Here is a 24,828-nt window from a genome sequence, read left to right on the forward strand (position 1 = left end):
ATAATATATCTGTTTTCATTGTATATAATGAATGAGCATTCAGTCAATATCTTTTCGTTCTTTTGTTCATATTCTATTTAAACAAGGTGACACTAAGAACAACATAAAATGTATTTACATCGGGAAAAGAGGTGACATGATGAGCGGCATGGTGGTGATTTTACTTTTTATTATTTTTATTGCTTGGCTTGCAATTGACCTTGGCGTTGGAAAGAAAGTATTTTCTCAGGCTGAAAATACTTTTCCAAAACGCCGTGCTTCTCTCTTTTTGTTCGCAGACGGGAATGTCTTATATAAAGATTTATTTCACGAAATAGAAAATGCCTCTTCATTTATCCATTTATCGTTTTACATTGTACAAAATGATGAAATTAGCCAAGAATTTTTAGATTTACTAGTCCAAAAAGCACAACAAAATATTGAAGTCAGATTATTGGTAGACCGTGTGGGAAGCTATAAAATTAAGAAAAACAAAATTGCATTTTTAAAGAAACAAGGTGTTCATTTTGCTTACAGTCGAACGCTACGGTGGCCTTATTTGTTTTATACACTCAACGCACGCAATCACCGTAAAATGGCCGTTATTGATGGGAAAGTTGGCTACATTGGAGGTTTTAATATTGGAAGAGAATATTTAGGACTCGACGCCAAGCTTGGGGTGTGGAAAGATTACCACCTGCGTATGGAAGGTGAAGGTATACAAGACCTTCAAATGCAGCTGTTGAGCGACTGGTATGCTGCTACCGGCTTAGACCTACGTAAAATGGAAAGATACTTTCCACCAACCTCTGAAGGAGACTATGTTATTCAGCTACAGTCGACTGAAGGTTTTTCACTTGAAGAAAGATTTTTATCGATTATCAACCAAGCCAATAGGGAATTGTACATAGGTACTCCTTATTTTATTCCAAGTGAACCTTTGATGAATGCTTTACTGCAAGCTCGTGCACGGGGAGTACAAGTTCATATTTTAATTCCAATGCGTGCAGATCAACCGCTTGTTCATCATGCTGCGTTTGCCTATCTTCCCACACTACTTCAAGCAGGTTGTATGATTTATCAATATTATTACGGCTTTTACCATGCCAAAGTATTAATTGCAGACAATGTTATCTGCGATGTAGGAACAGCTAATTTTGATAAAAGAAGCTTGTTCTTAAACGCTGAAATCAACTGTTTAATCTATGATGCAACATACATTGAAGAAGTAAAGAACAGCTTTAAAGCTTGTATGGGGGAATGCCCAATTTTGTCTTTAGAAGATGTCAAAAACCGAAAATGGAGTGAAAAATTAAAGCAAGGATTTGCAACCTTTATTTCTCCGTTACTTTAATGAACGAAAAGAGGAAGATTTATCATGAAAATTAGATTTGGCTATGTATCACATGCCCTGTCGCTTTGGGACTGCTCACCTGCTAAAACCCTCACGTTTACTAGATGGGAAAAAATGAAAAAAGACGAGAGACTGGATAAGCTTCATCACGTCACAAAACAAAATTTGAATCATACTAAGCGCGCTTTGCATTTTAATATTGCTCATGAAATTATGCTGTATCGATTATCATCTTCTCTTGTCCCTTTAGCTACTCATCCTGAAGTAGATTGGAATTACATTGATGCGTTCCAAGACGATTGGTCAGAGATAGGAGAATTGATTCGGAATCATCAACTGCGCGTGAGTTTTCATCCCAATCAGTTCACATTATTTACAAGCGATAAAAAACATATTACAGACAATGCGGTAAAAGATATGGATTATCACTATAGAATGCTTGAAGCGATGGGAGTAGCCAATCAAGCCCTTATTAATATTCATGTAGGAGGAGCCTATGGCAATAAAGAAAAAGCGATCGGTCGATTTCATGAAAACATTCAAACGCTGCCGCCTGTCATTAAAAAGCGCATGACTCTTGAAAATGATGATAAAACATACACAACTGAAGAAACATTAGCTGTATGCGAAAAAGAGAAAGTCCCTCTCCTTTTTGATTATCACCACCACAAAGCAAATGAAGGAGAAGAACCTCTTGAATTATTGCTCCCTCGTATCTTTGACACGTGGAAACATATCGGGTTAAAACCAAAAGTACATATCTCTTCTCCTAAATCTGAAAAAGAATTTAGAAGTCACTCTGATTATGTCTCAACTGATTTTATCGCACCTTTTTTGCAAATAGCTAAAGATATGGGACAAGATTTTGACGTAATGATTGAAGCAAAGTTAAAAGATAAAGCGCTGCTAAAATTAGTGGAAGATTTAGCATCAATGAGAGGAGTAAAGCGTACGGGAGGCGCCACGCTTGTTTTTTAAATAAAAAAGAGCCAAGAGGCTCTTTTTTTTGTTACATTTTTTCAGGTGCTGAAACACCAATTAGTTTTAAAGAGTTTTGAAGCGTTACTTGAACAGCTTTCACTAGTTCAATACGTGCTTTACTTGTTTCTACATTATCGCTGTCTAATACTTTTTCTGCATTATAGAAGCTATGGAACGTAGAAGCAAGATCAAATACGTAGTTCGTAATGCGGTGCGGAATACGTTTTGTTGCTGCTTCCGCTACGGCCTGAGGGAACTCTCCGATTTTCTTCAGCAGTTCCATTTCTTTTTCTGCACTAATTAATGAAAGGTCAGCGCCAGATGTTGATTGAATCCCCATCTCTTCACCTTGACGAAGAATACTGCAAATACGGGCATGAGCATATTGCGCGTAGTATACAGGATTTTCATTAGATTGAGAAACAGCTAAATCTAAATCAAAGTCTAAATGTGTATCCGCACTTCTCATCGCAAAGAAGTAGCGAGTTGCATCAAGACCTACCTCTTCTACTAGGTCACGCATTGTTACTGCTTTACCTGTACGTTTGCTCATCTTCATTTTTTCGCCATTTTGATACAGTTGAACCATTTGAATAATTTCTACTTCCAGCGTATCTTTTTCATAACCAAGCGCTTGAATCGCCGCTTTCATACGAGGAATATATCCATGGTGGTCGGCTCCCCAAATGTTAATTAGCTTATCAAATCCGCGTTGAATTTTGTCTTGGTGATACGCAATATCTGGTGTTAAGTACGTAAACGAACCGTCATTTTTAATTAACACACGGTCTTTATCATCACCAAATGTCGTAGAACGGAACCACGTAGCACCTTCTTCTTCATATACATGGCCTTGTTTTTTCAGCGTTTCAAGTGCAACTGAGATTTTATCATTTTTATAAAGAGACGTTTCAGAATACCATACGTCAAATTTCACACGGAACTGTTCAAGATCACGCTTTAATTTAGCTAACTCATAATCTAACCCGTATTGACGGAAGAATTCAAAACGCTCTTCTTCAGAAGCATTTACATACTTGTCTCCGTGCTCTTTTGCTAGCTCTTTTCCGATGTTTATAATGTCAGCACCATGATAGCCGTCTGCAGGCATTTCTTTCTCTAAACCAAGAGCCTGCATGTAGCGTGCTTCTACTGAATAAGCCAGGTTATTAATTTGGTTACCAGCATCATTGATATAATATTCACGTGACACATCGTAACCTGCTTTTTCAAGAACATTACATAATGAGTCTCCAACTGCAGCACCGCGGGCATGTCCTAAATGTAAATCCCCTGTCGGATTAGCTGAAACAAATTCAACCTGTACTTTTTGTCCGTTCCCTACGTTTGTTTGACCGTACGCTTCACCAGCTTTTACAATCGTTGGGATAAGCTCTGTTAAATAAGAGTTATTCATATAAAAGTTGATGAATCCAGGGCCTGCAATGTCAATTTTCTCGATAGATGCTTTTGATTTATCGAAGTTTGCTACAAGCTCTTCAGCGATAACACGCGGTGCTTTTTTGGCAATACGAGCTAGCTGCATAGCCATATTGGTAGAATAATCACCATGTGTTTTATCTTTTGGGGTTTCTAATAGAACTTCTGGCAGTTCTGCTTTTTCAGCAAGTCCTGCTTTGACCACAGCATCTTGAATTTCAGCTTTTAATTTTTGCTGCACTTGTTCGACGATGTTCATTTTTTCTCCTCCTTGAATGTAATGGTTAACGCATATTTCCCGGTAGGCTGACCCTGTACTTCTAGATCATACGTTAAAAATAATCGACCCTTTTGAGTCATTTGTTTATATTCAATGTTATGAGCGAATGTTAGTAAATCCATACGTCCATAAGGGCTTATATAAGTTCCTTCGATCTGTACCTTTTTACGAAACGATTGCTTCATTTGAACAGCACCGGTTCGATTAATTGATACTTCATCTTCGCTAATTTTCACCATTGTCCTAATATCTCCGATTTCCTCTTGGCGCTCTGTGTATGTAAGATAAATTTTTGATCCTTTTTCATAATACATACCTTTTGCATTTACCGATGTTGTCTCTTTTCGGTGACCATCGCGGATATCCGTCACAATTTTAACTTCAATGGGTTTCTTGACTTCTGAAGCGTTACTCACAAAAGACACTTCCTTATTAAAATGAATACGTTATAACTTAAATAGTATAAACATTCTAAAGCAAGAATTCAATAATACTTCAAAGGAAATATGATAGATACGCCGAGAATTCACCTTTTTACAGTACGTGACGCATTCACATATTCCAAATAAAAAAGGCAGCCACAGCGGCCGCCTTTTACTTTATTTATTTCTTTTGTACCCAGCCTAAGATCATTTCGCGAATAAGCTTGCTTGCTGTATTAGCTGTTTGTTCAGACGGATCATAAATTGGAGCTACTTCTACTAAATCTCCTCCGACAATGCGAAGATCTGATTTAGCAATTGCGTGAATAGAAGCTAAAAGCTCCTTTGATGTGATACCGCCTGCATCTACTGTTCCTGTACCAGGAGCGTGTGCTGGATCTAATACATCGATATCAATTGTTACATAAACAGGGCGACCTGCAAGTGTTGGTAGAATCTCTTTTAACGGCTCTAAAACTTCAAACTTTGAAATATGCATGCCGTTTTCTTTTGCCCATTGAAATTCTTCTTTCATTCCTGAACGAATACCAAATGAATAAACATTCTCCGGTCCGATTAGTTCAGCAACTTTACGAATTGGAGTGGAATGAGAAAGTGGTTCTCCTTCATACTCTTCACGAAGGTCTGTGTGAGCATCCATATGGATAATGGCTAAATCAGGATATTTTTTATACATAGCTTTCATAACAGGCCAAGAAACCAAATGCTCTCCGCCCATACCTAACGGGAACTTGTCTGCTGCTAAAAGCTGGTCGATATACTCTTCAATCATATTTAAGCTGCGCTGCGGATTTCCAAATGGAAGTGGAATATCTCCTGCATCAAAATATTTTACTTCCTCTAGCTCGCGATCTAAATACGGGCTGTATTCTTCTAATCCAATTGATACTTCACGAATACGAGTTGGGCCAAATCGTGAACCTGGACGATAGCTAACTGTCCAGTCCATTGGCATTCCGTAAAGAACCGCTTCACTTTCTTCAAAAACAGGGTGACTGCCGATAAATACATTACCTGAATAAGCTTCATCAAAACGCATATTTTGTTCCTCCTTCATTATTCATAGAAAAGATGCCAGCCTTAAGCCTCTGGCATCTCACTTGTATGTGATAACTTATTTAATAAGATCTTGCACAAATTTAGGTAAAGCAAATGCGGCTTTGTGCAATTCTTTTGTGTAATATTTTGTATCAATATCGAAGAAACGATCTTCACTTACTTCTAATGGATCATGTTTCTTTGAACCCATTGTAAATGTCCATAAACCGCTTGGGTACGTTGGAATATTTGCTACGTATAGACGTGTAATCGGGAAAATTTCTCTTACATCACGCTGAACATTTGAGATAAGTTCTGGCGTGAACCAAGGGTTGTCCGATTGAGCAACAAAGATACCATCTTCTTTAAGTGCTTTTGAGATACCTGCATAGAATCCTTTTGTAAATAAATTCACAGCTGGACCTACTGGCTCTGTTGAATCCACTAAAATGACATCGTATTCGTTCTCGCTTTTAGCGATGTGCATAAATCCGTCATCTACTTGTACATCAACACGAGGATCTTCTAGTTTACCCGCAATTGAAGGTAAGAATTTTTTTGAGTACTCAATAACTTTTCCATCGATATCAACTAACGTCGCTTTTTTTACGCTTGGGTGTTTTAAGATTTCACGGATTACGCCTCCGTCTCCTCCACCTACAACTAGTACGTTTTCTGGATTTGGATGCGTAAATAACGGTACATGTGCAACCATTTCATGATAAACGAACTCATCTTTTTCTGTTGTCATAACCATACCGTCAAGTAGGAGCATGTTACCAAACTCTTCTGTTTCAACCATGTCTAATTTTTGAAACTCCGTTTGCTCTGTATGTAAAGTGCGATTAATTTTAGCTGTAATACCAAAGTTCTTTGTTTGCTTTTCTGTGAACCATAATTCCATTTCAAAATCTTCCCTTCTATTTTGAGAATTAACCTATGCATAGATTACCCTAACATAATTTATACAAACATGAAAAAAGTATAGATGAATTCAGCAAAAAAGCAAGTAAAATTTTTAGCAATGGAGGTTTAAAACCTCCTTTTCTATTTCATACTGATGATAGATACAAGCTTTAGAATCTACTTGCACCGCTCTTTTAATAGAATTTTGTTGTGTTGAAAACAACATGTATGGTGCATAGTGACACATATTGGTGGTGAATAGAAATGGAAACGGTATTAACCGAACATTTAAAAAAGGCAAGACGCATCTTCCGAATTCTTCTCGTCCTTGGTATATTAGCGGGGGCTTTATTGTTGTTTGCCTACATAAGCATCTTTCTCTACGCCAAAATCGCTGGCCCCCCTCCGCTAAACGTTTCTCAAACAGCTGTTTTCTACTCAGCAAACGGTAAAGTTCTTGATGAAGTTCACAATGGACAAAAGCGCTACTGGGTTTCACTTAATCAAATTTCACCTTACGTAAAAGATGCGACTTTAGCCGTTGAAGATAAGCGCTTCTATGAGCATCACGGCTTTGATATGCATCGAATCGCCGGAGCAATTGTAGCTGATATAAAAGCTATGGGAAAAGTACAAGGTGCGAGTACTATTACTCAGCAGTATGCACGAAACTTGTTTTTAGAGCACGACAAAACGTGGACTCGAAAGCTTCAAGAAGCTCTGTATACGATTCGGTTAGAAATGAATTATAGCAAAGACCAAATTCTAGAAGGCTACATGAATACGATTTACTACGGCCATGGAGCTTATGGAATTGAAGCGGCAGCTAGGCTGTACTTTGATAAGCACGCCAAAAATTTGACGTTAAGTGAAGCGAGTATGTTAGCAGGTATTCCAAAAGGCCCTAGCTACTACTCTCCTCTTATTCATCAAGAAAATGCAAAAAAACGACAAAATATCATTTTATCTCTCATGAAAGAGGATGGAATTATTACAGCTAAGCAAGCAACAAAAGCGCTTGTAACACCTCTAGCATTCGCAAAGCCTGCCGAAAAAGACCCTAATAAAGAAGATGCTTCTTACTTTATGGATGCAGCGCTAGCAGAATTAAAGCAAGATTTAGGCATTGATGAAACCATGATTTATACAAATGGACTTCGCGTTTATACAACGCTGGATGAAAAGATGCAGCGAACGGCAGAAGAAAAAATGAAGGATGTAATCAGCAGCTCTTCAGACGTACAAAGTGCATTTGTTGCCATGAATCCTAAAAATGGACAAGTGAAAGCTCTTATTGGTGGAAGAGATTATGAAAAGAGCCCATTTAATCGCGCGACGCAAGCAATAAGACAGCCTGGCTCAACGATGAAGCCATTTTTATACTATGCGGCGTTAAAAGACGGTTTTACTGAATCTACCCCAATGAAAAGTGAAGAAACGACGTTCAAATTAGAAGATGGAGTTTCAACATACACACCTAGTAATTATCACAATTATTATGCAGACGCTCCTATTACAATGGCTCAAGCCATTGCGCTTTCAGACAATATTTATGCAGTAAAAACGCATTTGTTCATTGGGGAAAATCGCTTGATTGAAACAGCCAAAACACTTGGAATATCATCGCCTTTAAAGAAAGTTCCATCTTTAGCTCTTGGAACTTCGCCTGTCAAAGTCATTGATATGGTTAATGCATACGGCATCTTTGCGAATGGTGGAAAAGAAATTCGTCCAACATTTATTAAACGAATTGAAACCCATGACGGAGAAGTTGTCTATCAAGCTCCTTCCGAACGGAAACAAGTCATTGATAAACGCTATGCTTTCCTTACTACGCATCTAATGACAGGCATGTTTAATCAAAAGCTAAATGGCTATACAACCGTCACTGGGAAGCCTATTTCTAAATATGTGTCTCGCCCTTATGCAGGAAAATCTGGCACAACCTCTACGGACAGCTGGATGATTGGCTACTCTCCTCAGCTCGTTTCAGGCGTTTGGGTTGGCTATGATCAAGGGAGAACGATGGACGATGTAGCTGAAAAAGGATACGCCAAAAAGATGTGGGCATTATTCATGGAAGATGCTTTAAAAGGGAAGAAAAAAGAAAAGTTTAAAGCACCAAACGGATTAATGAGCGTAAACATTAATCCTCAAAATGGAAAGTTAGCATCCAAATCATGCCCTGTTCAATATAAAGCTTATTATTTAACTGGAACACAGCCAAAAACATATTGTACTGATCACATCGATCATGCAGCAAAAATGAAGAAAAAAGAGCGTGAAACAGAAGATAAAAAGTTTCACTGGTTCCCAAAATGGTTTGATTAAAAAAGCTTAAGGCCAAGGCCTTAAGCTTTTTTTTAGCATTACGATGTTTGAAGCGCTTCTTTTAAGTCATCATTAGATAACATCCAGATTTCTTCATTATGAGACTTCAAAAACTCACGAAGCAAAGCCTTAGACTTGTTATCCATTTCTTCTACCATAATGCGTCGTTTTAAGGATTTATCCATTTTGTTTACATGTTCAGGAAGTGACTTATAGCCGCGGCGAATTTCACGATCAACGGTCATTTCACATGCTGTCATACCTGCGTAGTAAGGTCCTTCTTGCTTGCGATCAATCGTTACCCACACAAGCCAATATAACTTGCCGTTTGGCACCTCGTCTTTATTCGGTAAAAACTTAATTCCTTTTTCCACTACACTTCTTGCATGCATCGCACCGATATCTACAAATACTTCTTCGTCGCTCGGACAAACAAAAACGGGTGAAATGTTTTCTAAACTTAACGCTCCAACTCCGTAACCGCCGTGGCCATCGGTTGAATCGTCTTTTATGATATTAAATCCTATACTTTTCTTTTTTGGCTGAGTCATAGTAAGCCTCCTCTATTCATTAAATCAGTGGTGCTAATATCTGCTGAAAGATATTCATAACAAACGTTGCTGCTCCGTTTAGAAGCGGCCAGATCACAATGCGATCCAGAGGTGTAATCACAAGAATCAAAAATACAAAAATACCCCAAGACTCATACTGCGTCATTTTGGCTCGCGTAGACGGCGGCACGAGGTCTTCAATCACGCGGTAGCCGTCTAAAGGCGGAAAAGGCAACAAGTTAAATACACCTAGCGTTAGGTTTATTTGAATAAATAATGTAAAAAAACGATAAAGCGCATCGTTGTCCACTGCGGCGTTATTCATCAAATAGTAAATAAGCAAGCCGATAAATGCCAACACCAAGTTGCTAAACGGTCCCGCTATCGATACTAGAATACCAGCTACACGAGGCTTTTTAAAGAAATAGCGATTGACAGGAACCGGCTTCGCCCACCCAAAACCTGCGATAATTAACAAAAGCGTTCCAAATGGATCTAAATGAGCCAGCGGAGAAAGCGTTAGCCTTCCTTGCTTTTTAGCCGTGTGGTCTCCAAATAAATAAGCTACATACGCATGTGCAAACTCATGCAGCGTAAATGCAACAATAAGTGTCATTACCACATAAGGAAGGTCTTGCAATGAAAAAGCTAAAAAATGTTCCACTCTTTATCTCCTTTATTTTAAAATAATTTCTACCTATCACATTTACTAGATGAATCTTTTTTTGCGGTAAGAAGGATACAAGGTTTCTTCAAATATGCCCTGAAAGTTCTCAAACACCAGATATGGGCTTCGTTTAGCCACTTCTAGTTTTTACATTAATATTATTATAAAAAGTATACTACAGATTGTGTCCTTCATCACTATCTCATACTGTCATTTTATTCAGAAAACGGGTACACTAATCATATAATGACTAAAAAGGAGTGTATACATCATGCCAGTTGTAACTGTTAAGATGCTTGAGGGTCGCACAGATGATCAAAAAAGAGCCCTTGTTGAAAAAGTAACGGATGCTGTTGTAGAAACGACAGGTGCTGCACCTGAGAAAGTATCTATTATCATTGAAGAAATGTCTAAAAATCATTACGCTGTAGCGGGCAAGCGCATGAGCGATCAATAACACCTACATATAAAAATGCCATAGGTTGACCTATGGCATTTTTTTAATGAACAGACAGCGTTGCCTGAAGTTTTTCAATGTATTTGTATGCTTCTACAATATCTTCTTCTGTATAGTTTTGCTTACGCTTTAGCGTAAACACTTTTTCTTTTACTTCTTCTTTCGGTAAATTATCGAAATATAAAATCGTAGAGACGAGCTCCAAAAATTTAGAGCTTTGTTCATTCATATCCTTCATACATTCCTGCAAGTGAGGAAGCTCTAAGTCATAGTGACTTAAAAATTCTTCCCCTGCTTCTGTTAATCCGTAGCGATACTGCATGTATCCGCCTTTTTTCTCTTTAATTTCACTTAAAAAGCCCAAGTTACACAGTTCTTCAATTCGAAGCGTTAATTCCTCAGAATAAGGTCCAAAAAAGTGAAAATTATACTTTTCATAAAAAGGAAACTTCAGTTTTTTTCCGATAAATATCATCTTTTGTAACTTTTTTCTGCCAACAACTTCTCCCGCCGCGGAAAATACTTTCACAATCTTTGCGTGATCGTTTAACACAGCCCCTTCAACTCCTATACTATTTAACTCTGATCTCCTTTTAGTAAGTTTATAATTTGATCTTTAACTTTTCGCTTAGACGACAATTGATCAATGAGATCGTGTGGAAAATATAATTTATGATCGGTTCTCTTTTTCCCTGAAATTGCTTCAACAATCTCCGACTGACGTGATAATTCACGCACTTCATTATTTGGCATCAACAGATGAATCGGCAAACGTTCTTCCTCTTCACCCGGTCGATAAAAATCGTATGGTAAGTCGCTTGAAGAATCGACGACTAAATAATAATCTGGATTAATGCCCGCTTTTTTAAATAATGTTGTAAGCTCCATCCACATTTTCATTTGTGAATTTGGATTAAACTCAATGTATTTAAAAAGCTGACGATTCATAAATCTTCGGCATAGATCAGATAAAATCTCATCCTTTTCCTCTTCCCATGCTTGAAAATAAAATAAAATAACGGATTCATCTAATTTCAAATACTCTTTTAGCGATATTTCTTCTTCAAAAATCGAATAAAAATGAGTTGGCTCCTGTTTGAACTCATAGTATTGATGATGGAGTTCTTTCGCACGATGTAAAATTTTTGTCAAGATAACTTCAGCACTTCTTGTAACGGGGTGGAAATACACTTGCCAATACATTTGATAGCGGCTCATAATATAATCTTCAACCGCATGCATACCGCTGTGTTTAATTACGGCTTGGTCTTCTCGTGGACGCATGACACGAAGGATTCTTTCCATATCAAAGTGACCGTAGCTCACTCCTGTGTAATAGGCATCACGCTGCAAATAATCCATGCGATCCGCATCAATTTGGCTGGAAATTAAACTAACGACAAGCTTATTTTCATATGTTTTTGCAATTACTTCAGCCACTTTTTTAGGAAAATCCTTTCCTACTTTCGTCAACACTTGATTTACCTCTGTGTCACCTACAATAATGGCTTGCGTAAATTCTTCGTGGTCTAAGTGAAAGACCTTCTCAAACGAATGAGAAAATGGACCGTGGCCTAAATCATGTAGTAAAGCAGCACAAAGACAAAGGAGACGCTCGTCTTCATTCCATTCAGGGCGTCCTTGAAAACCGTCATCAATAATACGGCGAACAATTTCATAAACACCTAAAGAATGACTAAAACGGCTGTGCTCAGCCCCATGAAACGTTAAGTATGTCGTTCCTAGCTGTCTAATACGACGCAGCCTTTGAAATTCGGCCGTCCCAATTAGCTCCCAAATAACACGATCTCTTACATGGATGTAGCGGTGAACAGGATCTTTAAATACTTTTTCTTCACTGAGTTTTTCATTAGGATATGTCATTTACATACCTCTCTATCTTCACTTTGTTGTTGCTATAATTTTTCGACACTCACTTCCTATTTTCCTATTCAGAATAAAAAATCACCTTGCAAGCAACCAAGGTGATTTACCTAACAAACAAGACGATGCTGTTTGTAAGAAGCTCGTTCGACAAATAAGTAGCAGAAAAGTAGCTATTTATTGTTTCACTATCTATTTTTTTACTTTTTTCTCAATCTTCTCGATTAATTCATCCTCTGTTGGCGCTGCTACAGGACGGTTATTTACAAATGCAAATGACTTTTTACGTCCGGGTCCACAGTAAGACTGGCAACCGATTTGTACTTCAGCTTGTTCATCTATTTTTTTAAGTCGAGGTAACAACGTTTTGACGTTTGTTGCCTGACAATCATCACAAATTCTAAATTCATTTGCCATGTTGACACAATCCTTTCAAAATTGGTTCATCATTTTGTCTAAGGGGTATTTTACCCCTATTTGAAGTCCGATGCAAGTTAAAGAAGGAAGCAAAATCTATCATACTCCTAGAAGAAATGGTATAAAGTATGGATTTTTTGTACATGATGATACTACAAAACATGATTACTATGAGTCATGGAAAATAGAGGAGTGAACAAAGTGAAAGATAGACAAGATGCTTGGACAGAAGAAAACGACTTATTATTAGCTGAAACAGTATTGCGCCATGTCCGCGAAGGAAGTACGCAGCTGAATGCGTTTGAAGAAGTTGGAGATGAATTAAATCGAACTTCAGCAGCATGTGGATTCAGATGGAATGCTGTGGTACGCCACCAGTATGAAAAAGCACTGCAGCTAGCTAAAAAACAGCGAAAACAGCGTATGCGTGCACTTGGACAAGAGCAAGGCAAAAAGAAATTATTATATACGCCACCAGCATCTGTAGAGCATGTGGAACAAATGATGTCTGCACCTACAGCAACATATAGCTTACCTGAAACACACGTAGAAAGAAGCAGCAGTGAGGAGCTTTCAATGGCTGATGTTATTCGCTTCTTGCAAACAATGCCAAATCAAGCGAGCAATTTACAAGCATTGCAAAGCGAAAACAAACGCTTGATGCAAGAAAATGCAGAGTTAGGTAAGAAAAACACAGAGTTGGAAAAACAAATCAAACATCTCGAGGCAAATGCCACTACTATTCAAGAAGACTATGAAACATTAATGCAAATCATGAACCGTGCGCGAAAGTTAGCTCTATTCGATGAAGAAGAACGTTCTTCTACTACATTTAAAATGGATCGTAACGGGAATCTTGAGAAAATGGCTGAATAAGCTACGTGAACGAAGAAAGAGGGATGTCAAACTTGGCTCTTCTTTCTTCTTTTTCTATTTTACAGCCAATGACGCGACGCCTTTATGCTATAATATGTTCGTTTACTGTTTATAAAGGGGTTTGAGATATGCAGCAGAATAGTTTGAAGCTTTTAGCACAGCCCGCTTGGCGTATTATTGATCAATCCAGTCTAGGTCCTCATTTTGATGCCCGTCATTCTTTTGCCATCGATGACACGCTTTGTACAACCGTTGGAAGAGGTGAATCTCCAGCTGTCATGCGCTCATGGGTGCATCACGATACGATTGTGTTAGGCATCCAAGATACAAAGCTCCCTCATTTAGCTGAAGGTGCAGCTTATTTACATGAACAAGGATATAAAACAATCGTCCGCAATTCAGGCGGCCTCGCTGTCGTACTTGATCAGGATGTTCTAAACATTTCTTTAATTTTTCCTGATGCAGAAAAAGGAATTGATATTGATCGTGGGTATGAAGCCATGTTTGATTTGATTAAGGTCATGTTTGCATCTTACGGGACAGCAATTGAAGCGAAGGAAATCGTAGGCTCTTATTGTCCCGGCAGCTTCGATTTAAGCATTCGCAATCAAAAGTTTGCAGGCATTTCACAGCGACGCGTTCGCGGCGGAGTGGCTGTACAAATTTACTTATGCGTTAAAGGAAGCGGTTCTAAACGTGCCTCTCTCATTCAAGAGTTTTACAAAAAAGGTCTCCAAAACACGGAAACTAAATTTTCATACCCAGATATCGAGCCTCACACAATGGCTTCTCTATCTGAACTATTACAGATTGAGTTAACCGTATCTGATGTCATGCTGCTTTTATTGCAAACACTGAATAGTATGAGCTCTTCTCTTGTAAATATGCCTTTAAATGCTACCGAACAAGAGCTGTTTGAGACGCAGCTGCAGCGCATGTATGACCGCAACGAAAAAGCATTAGGTTCATTAGCCGAATAAAAAAAACTCCGCCCTAGGACGGAGTTTTTTATTATAGTGCTTGAGCTGCTGTGATTAAAGCAAGCTTGTACACATCTTCTTCGTTACAACCGCGAGATAGATCGTTTACTGGTTTGTTTAGACCTTGTAAGATTGGACCTACTGCTTCGAAGTTTCCTAGGCGCTGTGCAATTTTGTAACCAATGTTACCTGCTTCAAGGCTTGGGAATACAAATACATTTGCATCTCCTTTAATCACTGAACCCGGTGCTTTCTTTTCAGCTACAGAAGGAACAAATGCTGCGTCGAATTGGAATTCGCCGTCTAACGTTACGCTTGGTGCTAATTCTTTTGCAATTTCTACTGCGTTTGCTACCTTTTCTGTTTCGGGAGATTTTGCTGATCCTTTTGTTGAGAAGCTTAGCATAGCAACACGAGGATCGATGTCGAACATTTCAGCTGTACGAGCACTTTCGATAGCAATTTCAGCTAAATCTTGGCTGTCAGGTGAGATATTGATTGCACAGTCAGCAAATACGTATTTTTGATCGCCACGAACCATAATAAATACGCCAGATGTTTTCTTAACACCTTGTCTTGTTTTGATAATTTGTAGAGCAGGTCGCACTGTGTCTGCTGTAGAATGAGCAGCTCCGCTTACAAGACCGTCAGCTTTATTCATATGAACAAGCATTGTGCCAAAATAGTTTTCATCTAATAAAATTTTGCGAGCATCTTCTTCTGTTGCCTTACCTTTACGACGCTCAACAAACGCTGCTACCATTTCATCAAATTCAGAGTAGCTTTGAGGATCTAGAACCTCAACACCGTCTAATTTTACGTTTAGTTCTGCTGCTTTTGATGCTACAGCGTCTTTGTTTCCAACAACGATAGGCTTTAAGATATTGTCGGCAGCTAAGCGAGAAACAGCGCCTAATACGCGCTCATCTAATCCCTCTGGGAATACGATTGATACATCGCTAGCTGATACTTTTTGTTTTAAACCTGTAAATAAATCACTCAAAGTAAATCCTCCTCGATATGTAAAAAACTTTTCTCATAATAGGATACTCCACTTTTTTTAAAAATCAAAGGCATGTCCTTCAAGAATCCATGATTACGAAAAAGTCTTTTAATTCTTAATTTTCCACTAACATCTAAAATGAAACCTGTTTTTACTTTGCGACAATTGTTTAAAGTTTAGTCACAAAATCACAGGTTTTTCATTCCAGTTCTTCGGACAAACTATGATATAGTAGAATTGGAATTTATCATAATCGGACAATAGGAGTGAAACGAAATGGCAGAAGCAGCACAAACATTAGACGGTTGGTATGCACTTCATGATTTCCGTTCAATCGATTGGGGCGCTTGGAAGCAGTTATCAAGCGACGATCGCCAAGCGGCCATCCATGAATTTTTAGGGTTGATTGAGAAATGGAAAGGAACTGAAGCTGAGAAGCAAGGCAGTCATGCTTTATATACCATTGTCGGCCAAAAAGCAGACTTTATGCTAATGCTTGTTCGTCCTACTATGGAAGAACTAAATGAAATTGAAACAGAATTTAATAAAACAAAGCTTGCTGAGTTTACCATTCCTACTTATTCATACGTATCAGTAGTTGAGTTAAGCAACTACTTACCTGCTGGAGAGGATCCTTATGAAAATCCTCAAATCCAAGCTAGACTATATCCAACTTTACCAAAAGCTAGTCATGTTTGCTTTTATCCAATGGATAAACGTCGTCAAGGAAATGACAATTGGTACATGCTTCCCATGGAAGAGCGACGCAGCTTAATGCGCAGTCATGGAATGATTGGACGTCAATACGCTGGAAAAGTAAAGCAAATCATTACGGGTTCTGTTGGTTTTGATGATTACGAATGGGGCGTTACTCTTTTTGCAGATGACGTACTTCAATTTAAAAAATTAGTATACGAAATGCGTTTTGACGAAGTAAGTGCTCGCTACGGGGAATTTGGCAGCTTCTTTGTCGGAAATTTATTAAAAGAAGAAGCTATTGCACGTTTTTTACACGTTTAAACTAAGCCGCAAAAGCGCTCATCGCTTTTATAACGCCTTGAGCAATGAATATCAATGAGCTTTATCTAAAAAACCTGTTTCCAAGTGGAAACAGGTTTTTTATTTTCTAGCCATGGCATATTCGTATTTACAGGACCATATATATACAACAGTGTCACAAGTAAGCGAGGTGGGATAATGGCAGTCGTTGCACACAACGAAGAAGATGTTAAGCTCCTAGCCAGACTCATTCGAGCTGAAGCTGAAAGTGAAGGAAAACAAGGGATGTTACTGGTAGGAAATGTAGGCGTGAACCGCGCTAAAGCTCCCTGTTTGGATTTTAGAAATATAAGAACCATTCGTCAGATGGTGTTTCAAAACCCAGGCGGATTTGAAGCAACTCAAAAAGGCTACTTTTATCAGCGTGCCCGCCAGTCTGAAATTACACTTGCACGACGTGTATTAAGAGGGGAACGTTTTAACCCCGCAGAAAACTCACTGTGGTTTTTCAAGCCAAGCGGCGACTGTCCTGCTCAATGGTATAACCAAAATAACACAGGACGATTTAAATCTCACTGTTTCTTTGCACCAACTCAAGCTGATTGTCCAGGAGTTTACTAATTTCTTTTTGTTTGAAGGAGGTTCCTATGAAAAAACCAAAGTCTAATCAACCGCAACAGCAATATATGCAAAACCCTTATATGAGTCCAAACTACCCTTATTATATGCCTCAGCCGCAGCAGCCCCAGCCAGGCGGCCAGCAGCAAGTTCAAGGGCAAAGCCAAGGAGGGCCACCCCCTACCTCTTCTGGAGGCAGCGGTGCCCCACAAGATCCAAATCAACTGCCTATTGAAGAATCATATATTGAAAATATTTTACGTTTAAATCGAGGAAAAATAGCGACTGTATACATGACATTTGAAAATAATACGCAGTGGAACGCGAAGGTCTTTAGAGGTATTATTGAAGCGGCCGGACGCGATCATATCATTTTAAGCGATCCACAGACTGGAACTCGTTATGTACTGCTTATGGTTTATCTTGATTACATTACCTTCGATGAAGAAATTAAATACAATTATCCATTTGGCGGTGGAGGCCAGCAGTTGAGCAATTATTCTCCGCGTTAAAAAAAACCCCTTTTCAGGGGTTTTTTTATAGCCATTTTACAGCTGCAACAACAATTAAAATCCAGGCTACAATAAAAGCAACTCCACCTAGGGGAGTAATCGCGCCAAGAACTTTAATACCGGACGTACTTAATACGTAGAGACTGCCTGAAAACAGCACAATCCCTGCAAACATAATCCAACCCGAAGCTGTTAACAAAGAAGACTGAGGAAATTTGCTTAATAAAAACGCAATCACAAACAGCCCCATTGCATGGAACATTTGGTACTGCACTCCCGTTTTCCATACCTCTAAATACTTCTCTGAGATTTTCCCTTCTAACCCGTGTGCTCCAAAGGCACCAAGAGCAACCGCTAACATCGCATTGATTGCACCGATTATTAAAAATAGTTTCATGTTTTTCTCCTCACTTTAGAAATCAAACAAACTATCGCCGTTTGCATCATCTGATTTCAATTTCGTTCCTTCAAAATTAGGTTTGGATGACTGAATAATCTGTTGCTGCATAATCTCAGGCGATTGCATAATTTCCGGTGAAGACATTACAACAGGTTTTGAAACCGAGACAGGTTTCGATACTGAAACCTCTTCATTTTGATCTAATGCAAGCTCACACAGTGCTTTTATGGCAACCAATTGATCTCGAACGTTCCCACTATTCGAATGGTGCTTCGCTTTTTGTACTTCTGCACTAATTTTATCAAGGAGCTGCGCCATTTTTATATCCATGTAGACACCTCATCTTACATTCAATATGACTTTATACAGCTATTTTATCAAAAGATGAAATAGGAGGCTATGTCTGAAGCTAATCTTCATGAAATGCTCACTTTTACACATCGTCAATTTGCCAATCAATGGATTGACGTCCGTGTTTAACTAAAAAGTCATTTGCTCGTTGAAAGTGGTTGTTGCCAAAAAAGCCTCGATTAGCTGAAAATGGGCTAGGGTGTGGACTTTCCAAAATTAAATGGTGCGAATGATGGATGAGCTCTTTTTTAGCTTGTGCATGTTTGCCCCACAGCAAAAACACGACTGGCTCCTCTTTTTGTGCCACTAATTCAATAATGCGGTCCGTCAGCTGTTCCCACCCTTTTCCTTTGTGAGAGTTCGCTTCTCCTCTTCTAACTGTTAAAACAGTGTTAAGCAAAAGAACACCTTGTTCTGCCCATTTGACTAAATAACCGTTATTCGGAATATGATAATCCATTTCATTTTTCAGCTCTTTGTAAATATTCACTAAAGAAGGCGGTGTTTTTACTCCTGGTTGAACAGAGAAGCTCAGTCCATGCGCTTGATTTGGTCCATGATAAGGATCTTGTCCCAATATGACCACTTTTACATTTTTATAATCCGTATAGTGTAAAGCGTTAAAAATATCATATTTATCAGGGTAAATGGTGCGGTGATTATATTCATCCACTAAAAATTCTCGAAGCTGTATGTAATAGTCTTTTTGAAATTCTTCTTCTAATAAAGGAGCCCAGTCATTTTTTAAAATACTCATTGCTTATCACCTCATAATAATCTTTTTTGTTATTTTATCGCAAACGCTGCCCCCTGCTCAAACGTTGCCTGTTTTAAATATGCTGACAGCCTGGGCATATTTTAATATTGTCATGTTCGATGAAACTTTGTATACACTTATAAAGAGTGTATTTTTATATTAAAGGAGGGATTCCATATGATCATCAGCAATCCCCACCAAATAGACGTAACCTACAGCCTGGGTGTTACACCCGTTGAACCGATGATACCAAGAAAATACACCGTTTTCCCAGGTCAACACACTTCTGTTCCTTCCATCCAAATCGGCATTGAATTTGCCTACGATCATATGCAAAAAGAGCGGAACGAATATTTAGCATCCTTCGTCTTTGATAAAGGTTTTTATTCCCTTACTGTGTATTATTACATCGGTGCGCATACATCAACAGATGAAACCATTACACGCTACCTTCACTTTTTAGAACAGCTCCCTGTTATTCTATCGTCTATCTATCACGCTGATGCTTCCTTTTTCGAAAAACATCCACTTTTAATGCACTGTCCTATTTTTATCATCGCCGATAGCCCTGACTTGCCATTTTTAACAAAAAAATCTATCGGTTCCCTGTATCAATATAAATAAATGAGAAAAGCTACTGTTAAAATAACGGTAGCTTTTTCTCCGTATTCGAAACAAAATACTTTTAAACTTGTTAAAAACATGGAATAATAACTACAAATTGTTTTAATCTATTTGCGTTAACCCTTTAAAATCGTTACAATTTATTAGTAGTTCTATACATAAAGGAAAAGGTAAACAAGCAATCATTCGTTTGTTTATAAAGGCCGAGTTTAACGGGCAATGAATCCCCAGATTTCATTTAAGTGTTGTCTGTTAAAGCGGAAAAAAATTGAACGTAACTACGACAAAGTGAGGTCCTAGAAGTAATGACAAATGTACAACCAAAATCCATTATCGTAATTTTTGGCGCTACAGGTGATTTAGCAAAACGTAAGTTATTCCCCTCTATTTTCCGCTTATATAAAGCGAACAAACTATCGGAAGATTTCGCTGTTGTTGGTGTCGCAAGAAGACCTTGGACTAATGACGAATTACGCGAAAATGTAAAAAAATCAGTGAGCAGTTTCAAAAACAGTGACGCTGACATTGAAAAGTTTGCTTCACATTTTTATTACCAACCGTTTGACGTAACAGATGTCGCTTCTTATCAAGAATTAAAAAGCCTAACAGAAAGCCTTGATGAGCAATACAACGTGCCTGGAAATCGTATTTTCTATCTAGCAATGGCACCTGAATTTTTCGGAACAATTGCTTCGAATTTAAAAAATGAAGGTTTAACACAAACAGAAGGTTGGAGTCGCCTAGTCATCGAAAAGCCATTTGGCCATGATTATCCTTCTGCTAAAGAACTAAATGAACAAATTCGCCATGCATTTAAGGAAGATCAAATTTATCGTATCGACCACTATCTCGGTAAAGAAATGGTGCAAAATATCGAAGTTATCCGTTTTGCAAATGCTCTATTTGAACCGATGTGGAACAACCAATACATTTCAAACATCCAAATTACGTCTAGCGAGACGCTTGGTGTAGAAGACCGTGGCCGTTACTATGAATCTTCAGGTGCCCTTCGAGATATGGTACAAAACCATATGCTTCAAATGGTGGCCCTGCTTGCAATGGAACCGCCAATTAAATTAACACCGGAAGAAATTCGTAGTGAAAAAGTAAAAGTACTGCGTGCTCTTCGCTCCTTATCAGTAGATGAAGTAGATGATTATTTTGTACGAGGCCAATACGGCAAAGGTGTACTTGAAGGAGAAGAAGTGATCGGCTATCGCGAAGGAAACTCGGTTGATCCTGAGTCTAATACCGCTACATTTGTATCTGGTAAGCTTATGATTGATAACTTCAGATGGGCTGGCGTACCAATTTATATCCGTACAGGCAAACGCATGAAAGAAAAAGCAACGACAATTGTTGTACAGTTCAAAGACTTACCAATGAACCTGTACTTCAATAAAGATAAAGAAATTCATCCAAACTTGCTTGTCATTCATATCCAACCGGAAGAAGGCATTACGCTTCACTTAAACGCGCGTAAAACGCCGGGTGCAACATCGTCCACACCAATTAACTTGAACTATTGCAATAACTGTGGAGATAAAATGAATACACCGGAAGCTTATGAGCGCCTTATTTATGATTGCATGCTTGGAGATGCAACGAACTTCACTCACTGGGATGAAGTAGCCCTTTCTTGGAAGTTTGTTGATACCATTTCAGAAGCATGGGAAAGCACAAAAGCACAAAACTTCCCGAACTACGAATCAGGTTCAATGGGACCAAAAGAATCAGACGCATTGCTTGCTGAAGACGGTTTCCACTGGTGGCCAGTCGGAGAAGACAACTTCTCACCTAAAGAGTAAATAAAAAAAGCAGCTGTAGTATACAGCTGCTTTTCTTGTTTTTTATTTCAACCACTCAGTATGGAATACGCCCTCTTTATCAACACGTTGATATGTGTGAGCTCCGAAGTAGTCACGCTGCGCTTGTAAAAGGTTCGCTGGTAACGTTTCTGTACGGTAGCTGTCATAGTAAGCTAATGCACTTGAGAAACTTGGTACAGGAATACCTTGTTTAACCGCAATCGAAATAACTTCACGAAGAGCTGACTGATAGCCTTCTACGATATCCTTGAAGTATGGGTCTAATAATAAGTTTGTTAGATCTGCATCGCGATCGTAAGCTTCTTTAATTTTTTGTAAGAATTGTGCACGGATGATACAACCACCACGGAAGATCATTGCAATATCACCGTACTGTAAATTCCAGTCATATTCTTCAGAAGCTGCTTTCATTTGAGCAAACCCTTGCGCATATGAACAAATTTTACTCATGTACAATGCTTTACGGATTGCTTCTACTAATTCGGTTTTATCGCCTTCAAATGCAGCTGCATTTGGACCGCTTAATACTTTGCTTGCTTTTACACGTTCTTCTTTCATAGCTGAAATAAAGCGCGCAAATACAGATTCAGTAATGATTGGTAGTGGTACACCTAAGTCAAGCGCGCTTTGGCTTGTCCATTTACCTGTACCCTTTTGACCTGCAGTGTCTAAAATAACGTCTACAAGTGCTTTACCTGTTTCTTCATCTTTTTTCGTAAAGATATCCGCTGTAATTTCAATTAAGTAGCTATCTAGCTCGCCTTTATTCCATTCAGCAAATACTTCATGTAGTTCATCTGTTTCTAAACCTAATACGTTTTTCATAATGAAGTATGCTTCACAAATTAACTGCATATCCCCATACTCGATGCCGTTATGAACCATTTTTACGTAGTGACCTGCACCATTTGGTCCAATGTATGTGCAGCAATCATCGCCTTCAACTTTCGCTGAAATAGCTGTTAAGATTGGTTTTACAAGTTCATATGCTTCTTTTTGTCCGCCAGGCATGATTGAAGGTCCTTTTAATGCGCCTTCTTCTCCGCCGGATACGCCTGTACCGATGAAATGGATACCTAATTCTTCTAGCTCTTTGTTACGACGAATTGTATCCTGGAAGAATGTATTTCCGCCATCGATTAAAATGTCGCCTTTTTCTAAGTATGGTTTTAACGAATCAATTGTTGCATCTGTAGCAGCACCAGCTTTAACCATTAATAAAATTTTACGCGGTTTTTCAAGAGAATTAATAAACTCTTCCACACTGTATGTACCTGCAAAATTTTTACCTTCTGCTTCTGTTTTTAGGAACTCTTCTGTCTTTTCAGGAGAGCGGTTATAAACTGAAACAGAATAGCCTCTGCTCTCAATGTTTAGCGCCAAGTTTTTCCCCATAACCGCTAAACCGATAACACCGATTTGTTGTTTTGCCATGTTAAATTCTTCCCTTCATGTGTAATATGAATTGGTCAACCTAATCGTAACTGAACATATCATAAAGAAAGTTACAGATTCAAGTTTGATATAACCATAATCATACGTTTTATTATACACATTTGAAAAGAATCATGCTCACCGAACATTGATTATTTTGAAGAAAATTTCGATAAAATAAGTGAAATGAACGCAGTTACTAATCATCCGTACATTCTTAACTACTTTTAGACGCATTTTAACATTTTCTTAAACAATTACTTTTGTTAAAATATTAAGCAGTTAATCATTTCAATGAATTGATGATCAACACGGTTGTTACCGTTTTACTATATTTATTGCAGCTAAAAAAGCTGTACTAGCACTTATTTTGTTTTATGAAGAGGGATTTTATATATGACGAAACCAATCAAAGATCCGTTCAAGGAAAATTTTGATACGCTTGAAGAATTCGCTGATCGCATTAGCGAAGTATTGAACTGTCCTATTACCATTGAAGATGCTAATCATCGCTTATTAGCTTATAGCACCCATGACGAAAGAACGGACCAGGCGCGTATTGCCACGATTATTGGAAGAAGAGTTCCGGAAAAAGTCATCAACAACTTATGGAAAGAAGGCATTATTCCTAAACTGCTTGAGACAAATGAACCTGTGCGTGTGAAAAATATAAATGAAATTGGGCTTGGAGATCGTATAGCTATTTCCATCTGGAAAAATGAAGAAGTTCTAGGATTCATTTGGGCTGTTGAAATTGAGAAAGCCTTAGGCGACGAAGAAGTAGAGCTATTAAAAAAAGCTGCAAATGTATTAAAAAATAAATTGCTACAGCTTCAAATTCGAAAGTATAAACGAGAGGAACGTTCACAGGAATTTTTCTGGAAATTATTAACTGGCCACATTAAGTCTCGCCAAGAAATTTCAGAAGCGTTTTATGAAGCTCAAATTACAGCTCCATCAACGTTTTCCATTGCTATCTTTCGCTTCCAAGAAGATATTACACCTGAAGCTGAACGCCAAATCTCGTATATGTTAAAAACAATGCACCGCTTGAAAATCGTTCTTTATACGATTGATTGCAATGACTTGATCTTACTGCTTTCTTTAGATGCGGTTGAAAACCCTCTTGATGAACAGCGAGATTTTGTAGACTATTTTAGAGGCAACATGTATGAACGCTTTGATGTTACTCAAATTAAAGCCAGCTGCAGCAGTATTTATTCATCGCACGATCATATCGAAAAAAGTTATAAAGAAGCCTTGAACGTATTAGATATGAAAAGTAAGTTTCCAGAAGAAACGAAAGAGATTATTAACTATCAGGAATTAGGTATTTATCAATTTCTTGATGTTATTTTAGAAAAGCGCGTGCAAGATCAATTTGAAAACCATTCTTTAAAGAAGCTAACTGATTACGATCTTCGTCATAATAGTAACTTGGTGGAGACTCTCGAAGTATTTTTAAATAATGATAATAATATTAACGAAGCAGCAAAAGAATTAAATGTGCATATGAATACACTTAGCTATCGATTAAAGCGAATTTCAGAGATTGGTGATATTAACTTAAAGGACGTTAATCAAAAAATGACTCTTTATATTGATATTAAGTTAACGAAATACAAAAGATAACAACTAACGTTACATCTTTTAACAAAGAGCTATTTATTTATTTTCCAATAAATAAATAGCTCTTTGTTTATATTTTATTCCCTTA

The 24,828-nt window shown here is 38.1% G+C and carries 26 protein-coding genes; 12 read left to right on the top strand and 14 right to left on the bottom strand.

Annotation, left to right across the window (positions count from 1 at the left end):
• Window positions 1–139: 139 nt before the first annotated feature.
• Window positions 140–1,333, top strand: a complete 1,194-nt coding sequence (gene cls, locus U9R83_RS25915) for a cardiolipin synthase (protein ID WP_014457739.1) — start codon at window positions 140–142, stop codon at window positions 1,331–1,333.
• Window positions 1,334–1,357: 24 nt separating this feature from the next.
• Window positions 1,358–2,311 (top strand): UV DNA damage repair endonuclease UvsE, encoded by a 954-nt coding sequence (gene uvsE / locus U9R83_RS25920; protein WP_182421631.1) that lies wholly within the window; start codon window positions 1,358–1,360, stop codon window positions 2,309–2,311.
• 31 nt (window positions 2,312–2,342) lie between these two features.
• Here uvsE and argS read toward each other — a convergent pair whose 3' ends face one another.
• The 4 genes from argS to speE all read right to left on the bottom strand — a co-directional run bounded on the left by argS (window position 2,343) and on the right by speE (window position 6,419).
• On the bottom strand, window positions 2,343–4,013 hold the full coding sequence (gene argS, locus U9R83_RS25925; RefSeq protein WP_014457737.1) for an arginine--tRNA ligase: 1,671 nt from the start codon (window positions 4,011–4,013) through the stop codon (window positions 2,343–2,345).
• On the bottom strand, window positions 4,010–4,450 hold the full coding sequence (locus tag U9R83_RS25930; protein ID WP_014457736.1) for a DUF1934 domain-containing protein: 441 nt from the start codon (window positions 4,448–4,450) through the stop codon (window positions 4,010–4,012). Before U9R83_RS25930 ends, argS begins: the two co-directional genes overlap by 4 nt.
• 187 nt (window positions 4,451–4,637) lie before the next feature.
• The gene (speB, locus tag U9R83_RS25935) at window positions 4,638–5,516 is read right to left on the bottom strand and encodes an agmatinase (RefSeq protein WP_013059842.1); all 879 of its coding nucleotides are present in this window, start codon (window positions 5,514–5,516) and stop codon (window positions 4,638–4,640) included.
• Between the two features lie 75 nt (window positions 5,517–5,591).
• Window positions 5,592–6,419, bottom strand: coding sequence for a spermidine synthase (speE, locus tag U9R83_RS25940; protein WP_013059843.1), 828 nt, complete (start codon window positions 6,417–6,419; stop codon window positions 5,592–5,594).
• Between the two features lie 266 nt (window positions 6,420–6,685).
• On the opposite strand from speE, the gene U9R83_RS25945 reads away from it, so the two are divergent.
• Window positions 6,686–8,752 carry a transglycosylase domain-containing protein gene (locus U9R83_RS25945; RefSeq protein ID WP_243550086.1) on the top strand — a complete coding sequence of 689 codons (2,067 nt, stop codon included), beginning with the start codon at window positions 6,686–6,688 and terminating at the stop codon, window positions 8,750–8,752.
• Window positions 8,753–8,790: 38 nt separating this feature from the next.
• On the opposite strand, the gene U9R83_RS25950 is transcribed toward U9R83_RS25945, so the two are convergent.
• Entirely contained in the window at window positions 8,791–9,303 is a 513-nt protein-coding gene (locus U9R83_RS25950) for a YwhD family protein (RefSeq protein WP_014457734.1), read from the bottom strand.
• A gap of 19 nt (window positions 9,304–9,322) precedes the next feature.
• On the bottom strand, window positions 9,323–9,967 hold the full coding sequence (locus U9R83_RS25955; RefSeq protein ID WP_042991805.1) for a site-2 protease family protein: 645 nt from the start codon (window positions 9,965–9,967) through the stop codon (window positions 9,323–9,325).
• 274 nt (window positions 9,968–10,241) lie between these two features.
• Between U9R83_RS25955 and U9R83_RS25960 the strand changes: the two genes are divergently transcribed.
• Entirely contained in the window at window positions 10,242–10,427 is a 186-nt protein-coding gene (locus U9R83_RS25960) for a 2-hydroxymuconate tautomerase (protein WP_013059847.1), read from the top strand.
• 43 nt (window positions 10,428–10,470) lie between these two features.
• Here U9R83_RS25960 and U9R83_RS25965 read toward each other — a convergent pair whose 3' ends face one another.
• From U9R83_RS25965 to U9R83_RS25975, 3 genes are all read right to left on the bottom strand, one after another.
• Window positions 10,471–10,980 (bottom strand): YwgA family protein, encoded by a 510-nt coding sequence (locus U9R83_RS25965; protein ID WP_042991804.1) that lies wholly within the window; start codon window positions 10,978–10,980, stop codon window positions 10,471–10,473.
• A gap of 23 nt (window positions 10,981–11,003) precedes the next feature.
• On the bottom strand, window positions 11,004–12,311 hold the full coding sequence (locus U9R83_RS25970; RefSeq protein ID WP_014457731.1) for an HD domain-containing protein: 1,308 nt from the start codon (window positions 12,309–12,311) through the stop codon (window positions 11,004–11,006).
• A gap of 192 nt (window positions 12,312–12,503) precedes the next feature.
• Window positions 12,504–12,728, bottom strand: a complete 225-nt coding sequence (locus tag U9R83_RS25975) for a DUF1450 domain-containing protein (protein WP_013059850.1) — start codon at window positions 12,726–12,728, stop codon at window positions 12,504–12,506.
• Between the two features lie 201 nt (window positions 12,729–12,929).
• On the opposite strand from U9R83_RS25975, the gene U9R83_RS25980 reads away from it, so the two are divergent.
• Both U9R83_RS25980 and U9R83_RS25985 read left to right on the top strand, forming a co-directional pair.
• Window positions 12,930–13,604 (top strand): RsfA family transcriptional regulator, encoded by a 675-nt coding sequence (locus U9R83_RS25980; protein WP_042991803.1) that lies wholly within the window; start codon window positions 12,930–12,932, stop codon window positions 13,602–13,604.
• A 128-nt stretch (window positions 13,605–13,732) separates the two neighbouring features.
• Entirely contained in the window at window positions 13,733–14,584 is an 852-nt protein-coding gene (locus U9R83_RS25985; RefSeq protein ID WP_013059852.1) for a lipoate--protein ligase family protein, read from the top strand.
• Window positions 14,585–14,615: 31 nt separating this feature from the next.
• Here the strand turns inward: U9R83_RS25985 and pta are convergent, their stop codons facing one another.
• Window positions 14,616–15,587, bottom strand: a complete 972-nt coding sequence (gene pta, locus U9R83_RS25990; RefSeq protein ID WP_013059853.1) for a phosphate acetyltransferase — start codon at window positions 15,585–15,587, stop codon at window positions 14,616–14,618.
• Between the two features lie 276 nt (window positions 15,588–15,863).
• On the opposite strand from pta, the gene hemQ reads away from it, so the two are divergent.
• From hemQ to gerQ, 3 genes are all read left to right on the top strand, one after another.
• A complete protein-coding gene (gene hemQ, locus U9R83_RS25995) occupies window positions 15,864–16,607 on the top strand; it encodes a hydrogen peroxide-dependent heme synthase (protein WP_013059854.1) in 744 nt (247 codons plus the stop codon).
• 177 nt (window positions 16,608–16,784) lie between these two features.
• On the top strand, window positions 16,785–17,207 hold the full coding sequence (locus tag U9R83_RS26000; RefSeq protein ID WP_016765947.1) for a cell wall hydrolase: 423 nt from the start codon (window positions 16,785–16,787) through the stop codon (window positions 17,205–17,207).
• A 26-nt stretch (window positions 17,208–17,233) separates the two neighbouring features.
• Window positions 17,234–17,716, top strand: coding sequence for a spore coat protein GerQ (gene gerQ / locus U9R83_RS26005; protein ID WP_014457725.1), 483 nt, complete (start codon window positions 17,234–17,236; stop codon window positions 17,714–17,716).
• A 25-nt stretch (window positions 17,717–17,741) separates the two neighbouring features.
• Here gerQ and U9R83_RS26010 read toward each other — a convergent pair whose 3' ends face one another.
• The 3 genes from U9R83_RS26010 to U9R83_RS26020 form a co-directional block, all read right to left on the bottom strand.
• Window positions 17,742–18,113, bottom strand: a complete 372-nt coding sequence (locus tag U9R83_RS26010) for a DUF423 domain-containing protein (protein WP_013059856.1) — start codon at window positions 18,111–18,113, stop codon at window positions 17,742–17,744.
• A 15-nt stretch (window positions 18,114–18,128) separates the two neighbouring features.
• Window positions 18,129–18,446, bottom strand: a complete 318-nt coding sequence (locus tag U9R83_RS26015; RefSeq protein ID WP_014457724.1) for a YwdI family protein — start codon at window positions 18,444–18,446, stop codon at window positions 18,129–18,131.
• A 103-nt stretch (window positions 18,447–18,549) separates the two neighbouring features.
• Window positions 18,550–19,224: a uracil-DNA glycosylase gene (locus U9R83_RS26020; protein WP_209368070.1), complete on the bottom strand. Its 675-nt coding sequence runs from the start codon at window positions 19,222–19,224 to the stop codon at window positions 18,550–18,552.
• 177 nt (window positions 19,225–19,401) lie between these two features.
• Between U9R83_RS26020 and U9R83_RS26025 the strand changes: the two genes are divergently transcribed.
• Window positions 19,402–19,848 carry a staygreen family protein gene (locus U9R83_RS26025; RefSeq protein ID WP_075421471.1) on the top strand — a complete coding sequence of 149 codons (447 nt, stop codon included), beginning with the start codon at window positions 19,402–19,404 and terminating at the stop codon, window positions 19,846–19,848.
• Between the two features lie 305 nt (window positions 19,849–20,153).
• Window positions 20,154–21,656 (top strand): glucose-6-phosphate dehydrogenase, encoded by a 1,503-nt coding sequence (gene zwf, locus U9R83_RS26030; protein ID WP_013085508.1) that lies wholly within the window; start codon window positions 20,154–20,156, stop codon window positions 21,654–21,656.
• Between the two features lie 42 nt (window positions 21,657–21,698).
• Here the strand turns inward: zwf and gndA are convergent, their stop codons facing one another.
• Window positions 21,699–23,111 (bottom strand): NADP-dependent phosphogluconate dehydrogenase, encoded by a 1,413-nt coding sequence (gene gndA / locus U9R83_RS26035; protein WP_013059861.1) that lies wholly within the window; start codon window positions 23,109–23,111, stop codon window positions 21,699–21,701.
• A 396-nt stretch (window positions 23,112–23,507) separates the two neighbouring features.
• Between gndA and U9R83_RS26040 the strand changes: the two genes are divergently transcribed.
• The gene (locus tag U9R83_RS26040; RefSeq protein ID WP_014457722.1) at window positions 23,508–24,743 is read left to right on the top strand and encodes a PucR family transcriptional regulator; all 1,236 of its coding nucleotides are present in this window, start codon (window positions 23,508–23,510) and stop codon (window positions 24,741–24,743) included.
• Window positions 24,744–24,828 lie beyond the last annotated feature (85 nt).

This window comes from Priestia sp. LL-8, assembly GCF_036227845.1.
GTDB lineage: Bacteria > Bacillota > Bacilli > Bacillales > Bacillaceae_H > Priestia > Priestia zanthoxyli.